Here is a 17,322-nt window from a genome sequence, read left to right on the forward strand (position 1 = left end):
AAAAAGGAAAACAGTGACAGCTTCGTCATTCCGTACCGACCACGATCTGCTGGGCTACCGGGACATCCCCGCCGACGCCTACTGGGGCGTCCACACCCTGCGGGCGCTGGAGAACTTCCCCATAACCGGCCAGCCGCTCTCAAGCAACGCCCACCTGGTCAAGGGCCTGGCGGCCGTCAAACTGGCGGCAGCGCGCACCAACGAAGAACTGGGCCTGCTCGACAGCGTCCGCGCCAACGCCATTGCCCAGGCCTGCCAGGAAATCATCGACGGCAAGCTGCACGAGCAGTTCGTCGTCGACGTGGTGCAGGGCGGTGCCGGCACCTCCTCAAACATGAACGCCAACGAGGTCATCGCCAACCGCGCGCTGGAGATCCTCGGCCAGGCCAAGGGCGACTACTCCCAGCTGCACCCGAACGACCATGTAAACCTGAGCCAGTCCACCAACGATGTGTATCCCACCGCGGTCCGGGTGGCCACCATCAACAGCGTGCGCAGCCTGCTGGACGCGCTGGCCACCATGGAAGAAGCCTTCGCCGACAAGGCCGCGGAGTTCCGCACCGTAGTCAAGATGGGCCGCACCCAACTGCAGGATGCCGTCCCAATGACTCTGGGCCAGGAATTCGGCACCTACGCGGTCACCGTCGGCGAAGACCGGGAACGCCTCGCCGAAGCCACGCTGCTGATCCACGAGATCAACCTCGGCGCCACCGCCATCGGCACCGGGCTGAACGCCCCGGCCGGCTACAGCGAAGCGGCCTGCCGCCACCTGGCGGAAGTGACCGGCCTGCCCTTGGTCACCTCGGTGGACCTGATCGAAGCCACCCAGGACGTGGGCGCCTTTGTCCACCTCTCCGGCGTCCTCAAGCGGGTGGCCGTGAAGCTTTCCAAGATCTGCAACGACCTGCGGCTGCTCTCTTCCGGCCCGCGCGCCGGGTTCGGCGAGATCAATCTGCCGGCCGTGCAGTCCGGCTCGTCCATCATGCCCGGCAAGATCAACCCGGTGATTCCCGAGGTGGTCAGCCAGGTGGCGTACGAGGTGGTCGGCAATGACGTCACCATCACGATGGCCGCCGAATCCGGCCAGCTCCAGCTCAACGCGTTCGAGCCGATCATCGTGCACAGCCTCGACAAGAGCATCTCCCACCTCGAGGCAGCCTGCCGGACCCTCACCGAGCGCTGCATCCGCGGCATCACCGCCAACACCGAACGGCTCCGGCTCACCGTACAGCAGTCCATCGGCCTGGTCACGGCCCTGAACCCGCGGCTCGGCTACGCCGCAGCCACCGCCATCGCCCAGGAAGCCCAGGCCACCGGCCGCGGCGTGGCCGAACTCGTCCTCGAGCACCAGCTGCTCACCGGCGCCGAACTCGACGAGCTGCTCTCACCGGAGCGGCTCGCCAACCTCAGCAACTAAGTCCCCTCCCCCGCAGTATCCGCAACAGCAACCCCGTCCCCCACCCAAAGGACAACTATGACTCCCCCACCCCAGGGGCTCCAGAACGCCAAACCCGTTCACACCGACCACCCCTCCGACGCCGCGCTGCATGCCGAGGACCAGGGCTACCACAAGGGCCTCAAACCCCGGCAGATCCAGATGATCGCCATCGGCGGCGCCATCGGCACCGGCCTGTTCATGGGCGCCGGCGGCCGGCTGGCCGACGCCGGTCCCGCCCTGGTGCTGATCTACGCCATCTGCGGCTTCTTCGCCTTCCTGATCCTCCGGGCCCTGGGCGAACTGATCATGCACCGGCCGTCGTCGGGCTCCTTCGTCTCCTACGCCCGCGAATTCTTCGGCGAAAAGGCGGCCTTCGCCACCGGCTGGCTGTACTGGCTCAACTGGGTCATGACGGCCATCGTCGACGTCACGGCCGTGGCCCTGTACATGAACTTCTTCGCCAAATACTGGGCGCCCATCGGCGACGTGCCGCAGTGGGTCTTCGCGCTCGGCGCGCTGGTGCTGGTGCTGGGCCTGAACCTGGTCTCCGTCAAGGTCTTCGGCGAGCTGGAATTCTGGTTCGCGCTGATCAAGGTCGTCTCCCTCGTCGCCTTCCTGCTGGTGGGCATCTACTTCGTCATCTTCGGCACTCCGGTGGAAGGCCATGAGGTCGGCTTCAGCCTGATCTCCGGCAACGGCGGCATCTTCCCCAACGGCCTGATGCCGGCCATCGTGGTCATCCAGGGCGTGGTCTTCGCCTACGCCTCGATCGAGCTCATCGGCACCGCCGCCGGCGAGACCAAGAACCCCGAAAAGGTCATCCCGCGGGCCATCAACACGGTAATCCTGCGCATCGCGGTGTTCTATGTCGGCTCGCTCGTGCTGCTCTCCCTGCTGCTGCCGTACACGGCCTACAAGGCCGGTGAAAGCCCGTTTGTGACGTTCTTCGGCACCATCGGGGTGGCCGGCGTCGACGCCATCATGAACCTCGTGGTGCTCACCGCGGCCCTCTCCTCGCTCAATGCCGGTCTCTACTCCACCGGCCGCATCATGCGCTCCATGTCCGTCTCCGGCTCGGCTCCGAAGTTCGCCGGCCGGATGAACAAGTCCGGCGTCCCGTACGGCGGCATCGCCCTCACCGCCGCCGTCGCACTGCTCGGCGTCGCGCTCAACGCGATCGTGCCGGCGAAGGCCTTCGAGATTGTCCTGAACGCCGCGGCCATCGGCATCATCAGTGCCTGGGGCATGATCATCCTGTGCCAGCTGAAGCTGGGCCACTGGGCGAAGAAGGGCTTGCTGTCCCGGCCGGCTTTCCGGCTGCCGGGCGCTCCGTTCACCGGCTACTTGACACTGGCCTTCCTCGCCGCAGTGCTGGTGCTGATGGCCTTCGATTCCCCGGTGGGCACCTGGACGGTGGCCTCGCTGGTGATCATCATCCCGGCCCTCATCCTGGGCTGGCACCGCTGCCGCGACAACATCTACGCCATCGCGGCACGGCGCGAAGAGGAAGAGGCGCGGTCACAAGCCGACTCCGTCTCCTCCGACGTCTGACGCCCGGCACCCACACGCAGGCCGAAGGTCCGGCAGCAAGTCCCCCACCCGGGTACCGCTGCCGGACCTTCTCCGTACCGTCCTGACTACTGCTCTTCGGAGGGCGGGGGCTGCATTTCCTCCATTTCCTCCGGTTCCGGCGGAATACTCGCGTAGATCGTTTCCTGGTAGACCTGGCCCCTGGCCCGGAACTTGGCCATGTTCACCAGTCCTACGTATTCCAGCGGCGGTTCCTCGCCCCGGGTCGGGATCAATTGGTCGCTCAAGTCCCAGATCTGCTGCTGAATATCCTCCCCCAAGGCCGAAAAGTAACTCTCGGGGTCCTCGATCTGGGCGTAGCTCTGCGGATCATGCTTCTTCATGATGTCCATAGCGTGCTCGCCGTGCTCGTTCATTGGCTATCTCTTTCGGTTCCCTGCAGTTCATACATCGATAGTGCTGGCATGCCGGCCCCAGCTTAGGGGTGTTCCCGTCCCGCCGGGACAGGAGTGAGGGAAATGTAATCGACGCCCGGCAGCCCTTGGTGCAGTCCGGCTATCAGCCGGCGCTCGAGTTGGTGGTAGCCGTCGATCGTCATCGCTGCATCCAGTTGGACTGCTGCGTTGATGTTCAGCCGGTGCCCGTTCCAGCGCAGGCGCAGGTCCGGCAGTTTCTGCACTGCATCCTCCGTCAGCAGGATCCTTTCGGCGCGGTCCACGAGCTCCGGATCAATGCCGTCGAGCAGCCTGCGGCCGATGTCGCGGGCCGTGCCCCAAAGCAGGACGACGATCGCAAGTGTGATGATCAGCCCGACGATCGGATCGGCCAGCGGGAAACCGAGCCAGACCCCGATCACGCCCAGGACTACGGCCAGCGAGGTGAAGCCGTCCGTTCTGGCATGGATTCCGTCCGCCACAAGGGCAGCCGACCCGATGTTGCGGCCGACCTTGATCCGGTACATGGCCACCAGTTCATTGCCTGCGAAACCGACCAGTCCGGCGGCCAGGACCCAGCCAAGATTCTGCAGCGGCTGCGGATTCAATAACCGGTCGACGGACTGCCACCCTGCCCCGAGGGCGGACAGCGCGATCATGGCCACGATGAACAGCCCCGCCAGGTCCTCGGCCCGTCCGTAGCCGAAGGTATAGCGGCGGGTCGCCTTTCGGCGCCCCAGGATGAATGCGATCCACAACGGGATGGCGGTCAGCGCATCCGAGAAGTTATGGATGGTGTCGGCCAGCAGTGCTACGGAACCGCTGATGACGACGACGGCCAGTTGCAGCAGGGCCGTGACGCCCAGTCCCACCAGGCTGGCCTTGACCGCCCGGATGCCACGGGCGCTGGACTCCAGTGCGTCGTCGATGGAATCGGCCGCGTCATGGCTGTGCGGCACAAAAAGGTCGTGGAAGAAGCCACGGATACCGGTCGGATGGTGATGGCCTTGGTCTTCCTGTCCATGGTGATGGCCGGCAACATGGCCCCGAACGGTGCGGGTCATGACGCCTCCGCCGGCCTGATCCGGTGGTGGCGGGGCGCGTCGCCCAAGGCATGCTCGGCTTGGAAGATGGCGTCGGCGACGAGCTGCCGGGCGTGTTCATTCGCGAGGCGGTAGAACACCCGCGTGCCGTCCTGGCGGGCAGCCACGATCCGGGCCATCCGAAGTTTTGCCAGATGCTGGGAAACGGCTGCCGGCGACTTGCCGACGGTCTCCGCCAGTTCATTGACGGACAGTTCCTTGTCGCGCAGGGCAAGAATGATCCGGACCCGTGTGGCATCCGCCAGCATGGAGAACACCTCCACAGCCAGCTCAACATACTGGCTGTCCACAGCAAGACCGCACATCTGCTTATCTTCATTCATACGCAGATAATTGCATAGAACCGAAGTGACAGCAACGCCCTTTCATGCCGGCAGTCATTCCTCAGGGGGCATAATCGAAAGGTGCGGCCGGCGACCGGCCGGGATGCCGGCCGGAATCTGCGGGAGGGCCTTTGCGCGAGAAACTGTGGACCAGGAATTTCGTGCTGGCCATCGGCACCAACCTGTTCATCTACATGGTCTTCTACCTGCTGATGACCTCGATGGCGCTGTACGCGCTGGAACGGTTCCAGGCGGCGGACAGCGCGGCCGGCTTCGCCTCGAGCGCGTTCATCGTCGGGGCCCTCGTGTCGCGGTTCTTCGCCGGCATGCTGCTCGATAAGGTGGGCCGCCGCCGCATCCTGCTGCTGGCACTGCTGGTGTTCGTCGCCGTGTCCGTACTGTACATCCCCGCGGGATCGCTCCAGCTGCTGCTCGTGCTGCGTCTGGTCCACGGCGCCGCCTTCGGACTGGCGCATACCGCCGTGACTACCGGGGCGCAGGCGCTGATCCCGCAGGCACGGCGCAGCGAGGGCACCGGCTACTTCGCTTCCTCGACAACGATTGCCACCGCTCTGGGCCCGTTCCTTGCCGTACTGCTCGCCGACGGAGCGGACTTCCAGTCCGTGTTCTGGTTTAGCGCCGGCTGCTCGGCCGCCGCCTTCGCCGTCGCCCTTGCCCTGCGCCTGCCGGAGCACGACGACGACGATGGCGCCATGGATGCAGAACCGGAACCGAAGGGACGAGCGGCCCGCGTGCTGGCCGCCGTCATCGAACCGCGGGCCCTGCCGGTGGCCAGCATCGTGCTGGTGGCGGGGCTGGCCTACTCGGGCGTGCTGTCCTTCCTGACCTCGTATGCCGCATCAAGCGGTGAGCCATCGTCCGCCGCCCTGTATTTCCTGGTCTTCGCCGCCGCGGTGCTGGTCTCGCGGCTGTGCGTGGGCCGGCTGCATGACCGCAGGGGCGACAACGTTGTCATGTATCCGGCACTGCTGATCTTCGCGATCGGGCTGGCCGTGCTGGCAGCCGGCTCCTCGCCCGCGACGGTGACCGCGGCCGGGATCCTGTCCGGGTTCGGCTTCGGCACCTTGGTCCCGTGCAGCCAGGCCATCGTGGTCAACGCCGTGCCGGCACGGCGGCTGGGCACGGCCATCGCCACCTATTACCTGATGTTCGACGTCGGCACAGGTTTCGGCCCGGTGCTGCTGGGCCTGCTGGTACCGCTCGCCGGCTACCAGGGCATGTATGTGGCCACGGGTGTCCTCATGATCGCCTGCATCGGGCTCTACTTCACAGTGCACGGCCGAACGGCTCCGAGCGAAACGGCCCGCGTGTAGGCCGCGTCTCCGTTCGCTGGCTGCAAGAAGCGTTCTCCCTGACGGTGGCCCGGCGTAGAGTCTGAAGACATGAGCGAACATGTTGGCCATAACCATGGCGAGACGGAAGTACCGGACGATTTTTGGGAATCCTTTTACGCCGAACGGGATCAGATCTGGAGCGGCAAGCCGAACGCCATGCTGGTCCGCGAGGCGTCGGACCTGCAGCCCGGCAGTGCCCTGGAACTGGGCTGCGGAGAAGGTGCGGATGCCATTTGGCTGGCGGCTCAGGGCTGGCAGGTTACCGGCATCGACGTCTCCGGGCTGGCGCTCGAGCGGGCGGCGAAGCACGCCGAGGACGCCGGCGTGGCGGAGAAGATCCAGTGGCTGAAGCGAGACCTGTCCAGCTGGGAACCGGCGACCCAGTACGACCTGGTTTCGGCGCAGTTCCTGCATTCACCGGTCGAGCTGCCGCGCAACACCATTCTCGCGGCGGCGGCCCGTGCGGTGGCGCCCGGCGGCGCTTTGCTGGTGGTCGGGCACGAGTCCTTCCCGTCCTGGTCCAAGCACCCCGAACCGCACGAACCGCTGCCCACCGCCGCGGAGCTGGCGGTGGAACTCGGACTCAACGCCCCGGATTGGTCGCTGGAAACGGTCGACTCGGTGGTCCGCGATATCACCGGGCCGGAGGGACAGACCGGCACGCTGACCGACAGCGTGCTGCTGGCCCGCCGCGCCGGCTAAAACACCCTCCCGCCGGATACACAACCGATTAACGACGGCGGCACCCGGCCAGGTTCTTACCCTTGGCCGGGTGCCGTACATCAGTGGCTGGAGCTTAGCCCCAGGGTATGGCGCCGAGCAGGATGCCCACGGCGAGCATCACCAGCGAGACCACTGCGGCACGCCAGAGCACCTTCTTGTGGTGGTCGCCCAGCTCAACGCTGGCCAGCGAAACGAGCAGCAGGATCGCGGGAACCAGCGGGCTCTGCATGTGCACCGGCTGCCCGGTGATGGAAGCGCGGGCCATCTCCGCCGGGGTGACACCGAAGTGGCTGGCAGTTTCACTCAGCACAGGCAGCACGCCGAAGTAGAACGCGTCATTGCTCATGAAGAAGGTCATCGGGATGCTGAGCAGTCCGGTGATCACGGCCATGAACGGGCCCATCGAGTCGGGGATGATGTCGACCAGCCAGGCAGCCATGGCGTCCACCATGCCGGTGCCGTTCAGCACCCCGGTCAACACGCCGGCGGCCATGACCATGGACACCACGGCCAGCACGCTCTGCGCATGGGCCACCAGTTGCGTCGCCTGGTCCTTGACCCTGGGGAAGTTCACCAGCAGGGCAACCGCCGCGCCAACCATGAAGACGAAGGCCAGCGGCACGATGTCCAGCACGAGCACCACCATGACGGCGGTGGTCAGGGCCAGGTTGAACCAGAACAGCTTGGGGCGCAGCGTGGCTCGGTCGGGATCCAGTGCGGAACCGGTCAGCGACGCGTCCGCGTTCTCTACCTGTTCCGGTGCGTCCAGCACGGCAACGGAACCGCCGCCCTGTCCTGTCGAAGAACCGACGACGGCGGTGCCGCCGTTGCCGCCGCGTCCGTTGCCGGCACCCGTGCCGGCCGAAGCGGAACCGCCGCCTGCAGAACCGGCCGGAGCGCCGCCGTCGTTGTTTGCACTGCCCTTGGCGTTGCCGCCGGCGTTCCAGAACTCCGGCTTGGCGTTGGCCAGGCGCTTGCGCTCGTGCAGGCCGAGGGTCCAGGCGAAGACCATGACCACCAGGATGCCGGCGATCAGGGACGGGATCATGGGGACGAAGACGTCGGTGGGCGAGACGTCCAGGGCGGCGGCGGCGCGTGCCGTGGGACCGCCCCAGGGGACAATGTTCATGGTGCCGTTGGCCAGGCCGGCCACACAGGTGAGGACCACCGGGCTCAGGCCCAGGCGCAGGTAGATCGGCAGCATCGCCGCGGTGGTGAGGATGAAGGTGGTGGAACCGTCGCCGTCCAGCGATACGACGGCGGCCAGCACGGCCGTGCCCAGGACCACCTTGGCCGGGTCGTTGCCCAGCGTGCGCAGGATGAAGCGCACCAACGGGTCGAACAGCCCGACGTCGATCATCAGGCCGAAGAAGATGATGGCGAACATCAGCAGCGCGGCCGTGGAAGTCAGGGACTTCATCGATTCCAGGACCATCTCGCCGAGGCCGAGGCCGGCGCCGGCGAAGAGGCCGAAGATGGTGGGGACCAGGATGAGCGCCAACACCGGTGTCAGCTTCTTGGTCATGATCAGTGCCATAAAGACCGCGATCATCGCGAATCCGAGGAATACCAGCACAACAACTCCTTAAAACAGCAGGCCGGGTGCGTGTGACCGGCCTTACAAACTGTAGGGTGGGCCCGATCACGGATGGCGCTTTAGTTCACTTGAGGTGCATACTGCTTATTGCGCACGTTTTGCTCATTTAGCTCACGGGCCCGCCGATCTGCCGGATCCGCGGGCGCTGTATCCGCCGGATCCCAGGAGGAATGATGGAATCCTCCCCCACCCGCACCCTGCGGCCGGGCTTTTCGGCCCGCATGCTGCTGATGCAGCTGGGCGTGGTGGCGCTGGTGGTGCTGCTCTCTGCCGTGGTCTACGGCTGGCTGACGTATGAGCGGCTCGGCGACGAAGCCGAAGACCAGGCGCTGGCCGTCGCGCGCACAGTGGCTGCATCCAGTGATGTGCGCGCGGGCGTTTTTGCCCTGGCCGATGCCGGCCCGGAAGAACTCGCCGCCGAGGTGCTGGCCGAGGGAGAACTGCAGCCGCTGGCCGAGGACGTGCGGCTGCGCACCGGCGCCCTGTTCGTGGTGATTACCGACGACGCCGGGTTGCGGCTCTCGCACCCGGATCCGGATCTGCTGGGGCAGCGGGTCAGCACCGATCCGAGCGAAGCGCTGAGCGGGCGCGAAGTCACGGTGCAGGAGCAGGGCACGCTGGGCCATTCCGCCCGGGCCAAGGTGCCGGTCTACGCGCCGGATTCCGGCCGGGTGGTCGGCGAGGTCAGCGTGGGCTTCTCCAGCAAGGACATTCTCGAAGGCCTGGGCGGCAGCATCCTGCCCATCGCCCTCACCGCTGCCGGGGCGCTGGGGCTGGGCACGCTGGCTTCGCTGATCCTGGGGCGCCGGCTGAAGCGGCTGACCCTCGGCCTGGAGCCGGAGGAGATCGCCGCACTGACGCAGGACCAGGAAGCAGTGCTGCGCGGCGTGGACGAAGGCGTCATCGGCGTCTCCGCGGACCGCCGCATCACGGTGTTCAACCGCGAGGCCAAGCGGCTGCTCGGGCTGGATATCGGTACCGAAATCGTCGGCTTGCCGCTGGACAAAGCCAGCCTCCCGCCGTCGTTCTCCACACTGTTGGCAGCAGCCACGCCGCAGTCCCCCACGGTGGAACAGGTGGTCGGCTCGCGCGTGCTGATCCTGACCGCCCGTGCCGTGCAGCCCAGCCGCAAACCGGGCCGCCGCGGCTACCGCCCGTGGGCCGCCGCAGAGGGGGCCGCCGCCCAGGGGTCCGCCGCACCGGAGCTCGGCTGGGTGATCATGCTGCGCGACCGGACCGAGCTGCAGTCCCTCACCCGCCAACTCGACGCCGTCGGCGCGCTCACCACGGCCCTGCGCGCGCAGCGGCACGAATTCGCCAACCGCCTGCACACCGTCTCGGGCCTGCTGGGCATCGGCGACTATGCCGCGGCGCAGAACTACATGGGCTCGATCATGAAAACCGGGCCGCTGAACTACCCTGCCGAGCAGTCCGAGCTATTGCGTGATCCGTACCTGCAGGCGTTCATCGGGGCCAAGAGTGTGGAGGCGGCCGAACGCGGCGTCACGCTGCGGATCGGCCCGGAGACCCTGATCCGCGGCCGCATCACCGACCCGCAGGACGTGACCACGGTGATCGGCAACCTGATCGACAACGCCGTGCGGGCGGCGGTGCACGGCAGCAACCCCGAGCGCTGGGCCGAGGTCGAACTGCTGGACGAGCTCACCGAGGACGGCGGCGTGCTGCACCTGGTGGTCGCGGACTCCGGTGACGGTCTGGCGCGGCTGGCACCGGAAACCGCGTCAAACAACGACGGCGGCGGCGCGGCCTTCGAGCGCATCTTCACCGAGGGATTCTCCACCGCCGAGACGGCCGGAGACAGCCTGCAGGATGTGCACGGGCAGGGCTTCGGCCTGCCGCTGAGCCGGCAGTTGGCCCGCCGCCGCGGCGGCGATGTCTGGGTGGCGGAACCCGGCCAGCCCGGCGGCCCCGGCGCGGTCTTCTGCGCCAGACTACCCGGAACAGTTGCCCCGAAGGAACCAGGAGAGATGCATGACGAATGACCTGCAGGTGCTCATTGTCGACGACGACTTCCACGTTGGCCGCCTGCACGCCAGCTACGTCGAGGCCGTCCCCGGCTTCGCTGCCCTGCCGCCGGCCGGCACCGCGGAGCAGGCGCTGCGGGTGGTGCACGCCCGGGAACCGGACCTCATCCTGCTGGACGTGTACCTGCCCGATGCCCTGGGCCTCGACCTGCTGCGAACCCTGGACGTTGACGTCATCATGCTGACGGCCGCCGCCGATGCCGCCTCGGTCCGCAAAGCCCTGCGCCGCGGCGCGCTCGGCTACCTGATCAAGCCCTTCACGGCCGACCAGCTGACCCGGAAGCTGCGCGCCTACGCCCGCTACCGCCGACTGCTCGCCAACCAAAGCGCCGTGGACCAGGACACGGTGGAACGGGCGCTGCACGCCCTCCACCCCGGCGAGGCTCCCGGTTCGGGCCGGGCCCGCTCGGCCACGGAGACGTCGGTACTGGAAGCGCTGGAGCCCGGAACGCAGAAGTCCGCCGCGGACGTGGCACGGCAGGTAGGCATCTCGCGTGCTACCGCCCAACGCTACCTTTCCGCGCTGGCCGACGACGGCGCCGTCGAAATCCACCTTCGCTACGGCAGCACCGGACGGCCCGAGCACCGCTACGGCCCGGTGGGACCCTGACCCGAACCGCCGACTGGTGCATTATCGTTCGCGGGCCCATTCGGTTCCCGGCAAACAGCGAGGCCCCCTGCCGGTAGTGGCAGGAGGCCTCGCTGTTTTGTTTGGTCAGATCTGGATCAGAGGATGTTGTTCATCATGTTCCAGCCCCAGCCGATCTTCTGCTTCGGTGCCATGCGGCCCTTTCCGTCGCCGACGTAGAGGTAAAGGTTGCCGGCACGGTCGCGGGTCACCAGGTCGGCCTTGCCGTCGCCGCTCATGTCGCCGGGTCCGACGATCATGGTCATGCTGTTCCAGCCTCCCCAGCCGATCTTCCGCTTCGGCGCGTAGCTGCTGTTTCCGTCGCCTGCGTAGAGGAACAGGTCGCCTGCACGGTCCCGGGTCACCAGGTCAGCCTCGCCGTCGCCGTTGAAGTCGCCCGGCCCGACGATCATGGTCATGCTGTTCCAGCCCCAGCCGATCTTCTGCTTGGGGGCGTACCAGCCGTTGCCGTGACCGGCGTAGAGCCACAGATCGCCTGCCTTGTCGCGGGCAACCAGATCGTTCTTGTCGTCGCCGTTGAAGTCGCCGGATCCGACGATGCTGGTCATGATGTTCCAGCCCCAGCCGATCTGCTTCTTCGCTTCGAACCAGCCGGTTCCCTTGCCGGCATAGTGCCACAGCTTGCCGGCCGTATCGCGGGCCACCAGGTCAGCCTTGCCGTCACCATCGGTATCGCCGGTGCTGATCAGGCTGGTCATGCTGGTCCAGCCCCATCCGATCTGCTTCCGTGGTTCGTAGCCGCCGTTGTTCTTGCCCACGTAGAGCCAGAGCTTGCCGGTGCGGTCCGTGGTGATCAGATCGGCCTTGCCGTCAGAGGTGAAATCGTTGCTCGACTCCGCCGCAGCGGGCTCCTCACCTGGGGTCTCACCAGGGGTTTCGCCCGGCTCCTCCTCGCCTTCACCCGGGATCTCCTCGCCATCGCCTGGGTTCTCCTCGCCTTCACCTGGGTTCTCCTCAGCTGCAGCAGTGGTCCAGGTGCCAATCGCGCTGGTGTTGCCGGCTTCATCGATCGCTACGGCCCGCAACGTCTGGCCTGCAGAGAGCTGCACCGGTGCCGCATATAGCGTGCTGGCGTTGCTCGGCTCAGTTCCATCGAGGGTGTAGTAGATGGCCGCATTCCCATCCGCGGCCAAGGTAACCGCGGTGCCCGCAGCCATCTCGCCCTCCGGGGTGCCGGTGAGTGCCGGTGCCGTCTTGTCCAGCGTGAAGGTTTCCGTCACGACCTCGGACGGAATGCCGAAGTTGATCGCGAGGAACTTCAGTGTGGTGATTCCCTCGTTCGTGATGGCGATCGGCTCCGTGTACAAGGTGCTGTCCTCGGTCGGCTCCGTGCCGTCAGTGGTGAAGAAGATCTGCGCGGTGTCCGGGGTTGACGTCAGTGCCACCAGCTGGTCGGCGGCGAACAGTCCTCCGGCCGTTGCGGCGGTTGCCGTCGGCGCCTCCGGTGGAGTTGCGTTCGTCATCTTGCCCTGGACTACGAACTCGTCGGTCTGGCCCAGGACGTCCGGGTCCGACAACTCTTCGCCGTCGGCCTCGGTCACCTGCTCAACCTTGAAGAAGTTCGTATCGTACGGGCTGCCAACGACGGCGTGCGGCGTGTTACCGTCGCCGAGGTAGCCTGTCGGAGCGCCCTCATCCCACCGCAGGAACGGCCCGATCTTGGCCTCCAGCAGATGCGAGAATTCGCCCGTGCCGTTCAGCGCGCCGAGGTCTTCGGTGTAGTTGATGTTGCCATCGACGTCTGCCGCGAGTTCCAGCACTCCGTACGGATGCGTGAATTTGTAGGTGGCACCCGGCTCGAAGACCCCGTCACCGCGGACCCTGATCCGGCCGAAGGCCACCTGGTCCCCGTCCCGCACCATGTCAGCTCCGAAGGCTGCTTCCGATGCCAGCGTCAACTGGACCTCCTCGCCACCGACATCGACCACGGACTCCGAGGCGAACCAGAAGGCCTCGCCCGGGAAGTTATCCGGGAAGGAGGTCGGTGACTCCGGGTCAGGCCGCTCTTCGACTACCGGACACAGCGGATCTTCCAGGCACAGGTCCAGCTGGACCGGTTCCTGGCCTTCCCAGCCGTTGTCCCGCAGCCATTCAGGGAACCCATGCTCTTCGCTCGTCGGGCCAACTTCCTGCAGGTTGTGGACCTTGAACGGGAAGGACCGGATTTCGCCGGCGGTCCCCGTAGCAGGGTCCACGGCAACGGCGCGGAGGTTGACGGAAGTCCCGATCTGCATCGGTTCCGTGTATTCCCAGGTGTTGCCGAGCGGCTCCCCGTCTGCAGAGAACGACGGCGTGGAGCCGTCCGTGGTGTAGTAGATCTCCGGCGCGACAGCGGGATTGTTGGTATTTCCGCTCAACGTCACCAGCTGCGGTCCGGCCAGCGGGCTGGCTGTATCAGGTGTTGCCTCCAGCCACGGCCGGGCGGCGTCCAGCTCGTACACTTCGGTGTAGATCTCGGTGGTCTCATCGGTTGCCGGGTCGATCGAAATGTACTTCAGCGTGTTGGTGCCTGGAGTAGCCAGATCCACCGCTACTTCCGAGACAGCGGCGCCGGCAGTCGGCACGTACTCGATGCCGGTGACTGTGCCGTCCTCATTGACGACGGGATCCGTCCCATCCACGGTGTAGATGATCTTCCCTTCCGGGAAGGACGAATGGATCTTCACGGTCTGGGCCGAGTGGTAAAGGCCGCCCGGCTTGTCCACGCCGGCTTCGATCGTCGCGATCTTGCCCTGGACGGCGAAGAGGTTCGTCTCAGCCGTCTGGACGTCAGGGCCCGCAGGCCCTGAAACCCGGAAGAAGTTAGTGTCGTGAGGGCTGCCAACAACCTCGTGTTGGATGTTCGGGTCCCCGATGAAGCCGTCCGGCGCCTCTTCAGTCCAACGCAGGAACGGACCGATGCGGCCTTCCGATGGCTCATCCCAAGAACACGGTTGCTGCATGCAGCCGATGTCCTCGGTAAAGCGGATCCGGCCGCGGTCATCGGCGGTCAGCACGTCCACACCGTAGGGATGGGTGAAGGTGTACTGCTGGCCGGGTACGCCGTCATCGAGCCGGATGCGCAGCCGGGCAAATGCGTTCTGTTGGCCGTCGGCCACCTCGCCGGCACCGCTGAATGCTGCCTCCTGTGCCATGACCAGCAGGGCTTCGGCCCCATCGGGCATGGTCACCTCCGTCTCGGCAGACCACCAGAAGGACTCTTCCGGGAAGTTCCCCGGAACGGTCAGCGGCTGGGTCGGGTCGTAGTCGACGCCAATGACCGGGCAGGCCGCGGCGTCCACGCACAGTTCCAGCCGTATCGGGGCCAACCCCTTGGCCGCGTCTCCGCTGTCGCCATACCAGTACGGATAGCCATTGTCCGGGTTGATTGGACCCACCCCCGCCGGGCCTTTAGGCAAAGCTGCCGGCAGCATGCCCGCGAGCGCGGACTGCGACAGCCCCGCGCCGCCGGCCGGCAGCGCGGCCGCGGTTGCCGGCGGCAGAACGGACAGGCCCGAGAGCAGGACGGCGCCGGCCGCCGCAACTCCCACCGCCCGCCGTCGTTGTGACCTTCGGCCGTTTGGCGGCCTCAGCTTGATTTCAGGATCGGATGTCATGAGTTCCCCCTCGTGCACAGTTTCCTCGTCCAAGGCGCGATATCAGTGCGTGCCCCGCAACCAGCTTCCTGATTGGGCGTTGGGAAAAACCTATGAACGGTTAACCTTCGGACTCACGTAAGGCCAGGGCGGCCTGGACCAGCGCCGCATGGGTCAGCGCCTGCGGGAAGTTCCCCAGCTGGGCGTGGGTTTGCGGATCCATCTCCTCGGCGAAGAGGCCCAGGTCGTTCGCCAGCCCGAGCATTTCTTCGAATAGCTGTGCAGCTTCGGCACGGCGGCCCGTTTCGGCAAGCGCCTGGACCAGCCAGAAGGAGCAGGGCAGGAAGGCGCCCTCCGTCCCGGGCAGGCCGTCACGCCCGGGCGGGTAGCGGTAAAGCAGCGGCCCGCCGGCGGACAGCTTGCTGCGGATGGCGTCCACGGTTCCGCGGGTCCGCTCCGAGCCCGGTTCCTCGATGCCCAGCAGCGGCAGGATCAGCACGGCCGCGTCGAGGTCGGTGGATCCGTAGCTGCGGGTATACGTGTTCCCCTCCGGGTCGAAACCCCTGAGCCTGATCTCGGCGGCAAGCGCGTCCCGCGCTACCTGCCACCGTTGCTGCTGCCGCTGCGAAACGCGGTGGGTCCGCCCGATATTCAGCGCGCGGTCGAGGGCGAGCCAGCCCATCATCTTGGAGTGCACGTGGTGCGCGGCATCGTCGCGGATCTCCCAGATGCCCGCATCGGGTTCCTGCCACCGGCGGGCCACCAGATCGGCGAATCCGCGCATGGCGCGCCAGGTCTCCGAGTAGAGCTTGTGCCCTGCTTCCACCAGCACCCACGCCCCATCGAGGACCCAGCCGTAACCGTCGAGCTGATGCTGTGTGGCGGCGCCGTTGCCCACGCGGACCGGCGTGCTATCGGCGTAACCCGGCCATCCCGCCAAGGTGCGTTCCGGTGGGACATGCCTACCGGTCAGCGTGAGCATCGCGGGCAGCCGCGGCCGTTCCAGACGGCTGGCATGCAGCAGCCAGCGCAGGAAGCTGCGGGCTTCGCCGGCCTTGCCGACGCCCAGAAACGCACCGACCCCGATGCTGGCATCCCGGGGCCAGGCGTAGCGGTAGTCCCAGTTGCGGATCCCGCCCGGAAACTCGGGCAGGGAAGTTGTCGGGGCGGCCACGGGAGCGCCGGAGGGCGAATAGGTCAGCAGCCGCAGCGTCAGCAGACTGCGCACCACCGCGCCTCGGTAGGGTGTTCCGCCGTCGATCTCCGCTGCCCACGCCCGCCACAGCTCCTCGTCCGCCGCCAGCAACTCCACTGCCGCATCCGGTTCGACGTGCACCAGTGGTTCCCCGTACGCCACGGCCAGCACCAGAGTGACCGGGTGGCCCGGGGTTACTAAGAACGACGCCGGGGTGCCGGTTTCGAACGATAGTTCCGGATCGCTGCCCAGACTCAGCGCCAGCTGGCCCCACTCGCAGACCAGGCTCGGGCCGGAACGGACGCGCGGCCGGACATGCCGTTCGCCGAGGCGCGGATCAAACTCCACCACGGCTTGCACCGGCTGGCCCACAGCCATCAGCCGCCGCACCAGTAGCGTGGCGGGCAGCAACTGTCCGCGCACTTCGGCCACCATGGCATCGGTGAGGACCAGCGTGCCCTCGCCGACGGTCCAGGTTGTTTCCAGCGTCGCCGTCTCCGGCCGGTAGCGGCGCTGGGTGGGGGCAGCCGGCGTTGCCGGGCCCAGCCGGAAAGTTCCTGCTTCGGACCCGCCAACCAGCCGCCCGAAGACGGGTTCGCCGTCGAAACTTGGAACGCACATCCAGTCGATCGCGCCGGTGCCGGACACGAGCGCGGCGGTCCGGGTATCGCCGATCAGCCCGTAGTCTCCGATGTCCGGTTGCCGGGTGTTCTCTGTGCTCCGCTGTGCCGCCTCCATCAGCGGACCTGGAAGAGCAGCCCGAGCATGACGCCGTAGACCAGGTGCGCGGCCACCGCCACGGCCGGGGTCTGGATGCCGTAGTTCAACGCCAGCAGGCCCGGCGGCTCCAGCGCGGCGCGGCTCGACGGTCCTGCCCGGTGCGAGGCCATCCGCGGGTGGACGCCGGGCAGCAGCGGCAGCACTATTGTCAGGGCGACCGCTACATGCAGCAGGCCCAGCAGTCCCCCGAGCCACCAGGTCGCCTGGCCCAGCAGCGCGAACGTGGCCGCGTAGCCCAACGCGAAGATCTGGCCGGCCGCGAGATGGATGAAGAAGCCTGCCACCCGCGCGTGGTCCGGATCCGGGGTGACCAGCGTCCCCAGCACCAGGGGCAGGTCGAGCCGGGTCAGGCCGGCCATCTGCGCCGCGATCATGACCATGGTGAGTGCACCCGTTGCGAGCAGTCCGAACACCGCCCAGCCTGCCCAGTCCATCCCGTCTCCGCCTCCCGACGCCGCCGGTTGCCCGGCGGCGTCCTGCCGACACGCCTGTTTCCCCGCCGGCATTCACCGAAGAGGATCTGGGTGGAAGTATGCGCGGCGAGGCTTGTGGAAAGACTATGGCCACCGGCCGGT

Annotated in this window: 13 protein-coding genes; 6 read left to right on the forward strand and 7 right to left on the reverse strand. The window is 66.9% G+C overall.

Going from position 1 to position 17,322, the window contains the following annotated elements:
- Positions 1 to 13 precede the first annotated feature (13 nt).
- Both AC20117_RS04580 and AC20117_RS04585 read left to right on the forward strand, forming a co-directional pair.
- The gene (locus tag AC20117_RS04580) at positions 14 to 1,417 is read left to right on the forward strand and encodes an aspartate ammonia-lyase (protein ID WP_074700791.1); all 1,404 of its coding nucleotides are present in this window, start codon (positions 14 to 16) and stop codon (positions 1,415 to 1,417) included.
- A 57-nt stretch (positions 1,418 to 1,474) separates the two neighbouring features.
- Complete coding sequence (locus AC20117_RS04585) at positions 1,475 to 2,989, forward strand: amino acid permease (protein ID WP_083339727.1); 1,515 nt, start codon at positions 1,475 to 1,477, stop codon at positions 2,987 to 2,989.
- Between the two features lie 86 nt (positions 2,990 to 3,075).
- On the opposite strand, the gene AC20117_RS04590 is transcribed toward AC20117_RS04585, so the two are convergent.
- From AC20117_RS04590 to AC20117_RS04600, 3 genes are all read right to left on the reverse strand, one after another.
- The gene (locus AC20117_RS04590) at positions 3,076 to 3,384 is read right to left on the reverse strand and encodes a hypothetical protein (RefSeq protein WP_074700790.1); all 309 of its coding nucleotides are present in this window, start codon (positions 3,382 to 3,384) and stop codon (positions 3,076 to 3,078) included.
- A gap of 62 nt (positions 3,385 to 3,446) precedes the next feature.
- Positions 3,447 to 4,466 (reverse strand): cation diffusion facilitator family transporter, encoded by a 1,020-nt coding sequence (locus AC20117_RS04595; protein WP_074700789.1) that lies wholly within the window; start codon positions 4,464 to 4,466, stop codon positions 3,447 to 3,449.
- Positions 4,463 to 4,828, reverse strand: coding sequence for an ArsR/SmtB family transcription factor (locus tag AC20117_RS04600; protein WP_074700788.1), 366 nt, complete (start codon positions 4,826 to 4,828; stop codon positions 4,463 to 4,465). The genes AC20117_RS04595 and AC20117_RS04600 overlap by 4 nt, the downstream gene beginning before the upstream one ends.
- Before the next feature lie 131 nt (positions 4,829 to 4,959).
- On the opposite strand from AC20117_RS04600, the gene AC20117_RS04605 reads away from it, so the two are divergent.
- Both AC20117_RS04605 and AC20117_RS04610 read left to right on the forward strand, forming a co-directional pair.
- Positions 4,960 to 6,162, forward strand: coding sequence for an MFS transporter (locus AC20117_RS04605; protein ID WP_074700787.1), 1,203 nt, complete (start codon positions 4,960 to 4,962; stop codon positions 6,160 to 6,162).
- 69 nt (positions 6,163 to 6,231) lie between these two features.
- The gene (locus AC20117_RS04610; protein ID WP_074700786.1) at positions 6,232 to 6,885 is read left to right on the forward strand and encodes an SAM-dependent methyltransferase; all 654 of its coding nucleotides are present in this window, start codon (positions 6,232 to 6,234) and stop codon (positions 6,883 to 6,885) included.
- A gap of 94 nt (positions 6,886 to 6,979) precedes the next feature.
- On the opposite strand, the gene AC20117_RS04615 is transcribed toward AC20117_RS04610, so the two are convergent.
- A complete protein-coding gene (locus tag AC20117_RS04615) occupies positions 6,980 to 8,482 on the reverse strand; it encodes a CitMHS family transporter (protein WP_074700785.1) in 1,503 nt (500 codons plus the stop codon).
- A gap of 191 nt (positions 8,483 to 8,673) precedes the next feature.
- Between AC20117_RS04615 and AC20117_RS04620 the strand changes: the two genes are divergently transcribed.
- Both AC20117_RS04620 and AC20117_RS04625 read left to right on the forward strand, forming a co-directional pair.
- Positions 8,674 to 10,506 (forward strand): ATP-binding protein, encoded by a 1,833-nt coding sequence (locus AC20117_RS04620; RefSeq protein WP_074700784.1) that lies wholly within the window; start codon positions 8,674 to 8,676, stop codon positions 10,504 to 10,506.
- The gene (locus AC20117_RS04625) at positions 10,496 to 11,158 is read left to right on the forward strand and encodes a response regulator (RefSeq protein WP_074700783.1); all 663 of its coding nucleotides are present in this window, start codon (positions 10,496 to 10,498) and stop codon (positions 11,156 to 11,158) included. Before AC20117_RS04620 ends, AC20117_RS04625 begins: the two co-directional genes overlap by 11 nt.
- A 116-nt stretch (positions 11,159 to 11,274) precedes the next feature.
- On the opposite strand, the gene AC20117_RS04630 is transcribed toward AC20117_RS04625, so the two are convergent.
- The 3 genes from AC20117_RS04630 to AC20117_RS04640 all read right to left on the reverse strand — a co-directional run bounded on the left by AC20117_RS04630 (position 11,275) and on the right by AC20117_RS04640 (position 17,181).
- Positions 11,275 to 14,793, reverse strand: a complete 3,519-nt coding sequence (locus AC20117_RS04630; protein WP_139186785.1) for a chitobiase/beta-hexosaminidase C-terminal domain-containing protein — start codon at positions 14,791 to 14,793, stop codon at positions 11,275 to 11,277.
- Positions 14,794 to 14,893: 100 nt separating this feature from the next.
- A complete protein-coding gene (locus AC20117_RS04635) occupies positions 14,894 to 16,705 on the reverse strand; it encodes a glycoside hydrolase family 15 protein (protein ID WP_074700781.1) in 1,812 nt (603 codons plus the stop codon).
- Positions 16,705 to 17,181, reverse strand: a complete 477-nt coding sequence (locus AC20117_RS04640) for a hypothetical protein (RefSeq protein WP_074700780.1) — start codon at positions 17,179 to 17,181, stop codon at positions 16,705 to 16,707. The genes AC20117_RS04635 and AC20117_RS04640 overlap by 1 nt, the downstream gene beginning before the upstream one ends.
- Between the last annotated feature and the right edge of the window lie 141 nt (positions 17,182 to 17,322).

Origin of the sequence: Arthrobacter crystallopoietes (genome assembly GCF_002849715.1) — a bacterium.
GTDB classification, from domain to species: domain Bacteria; phylum Actinomycetota; class Actinomycetes; order Actinomycetales; family Micrococcaceae; genus Crystallibacter; species Crystallibacter crystallopoietes.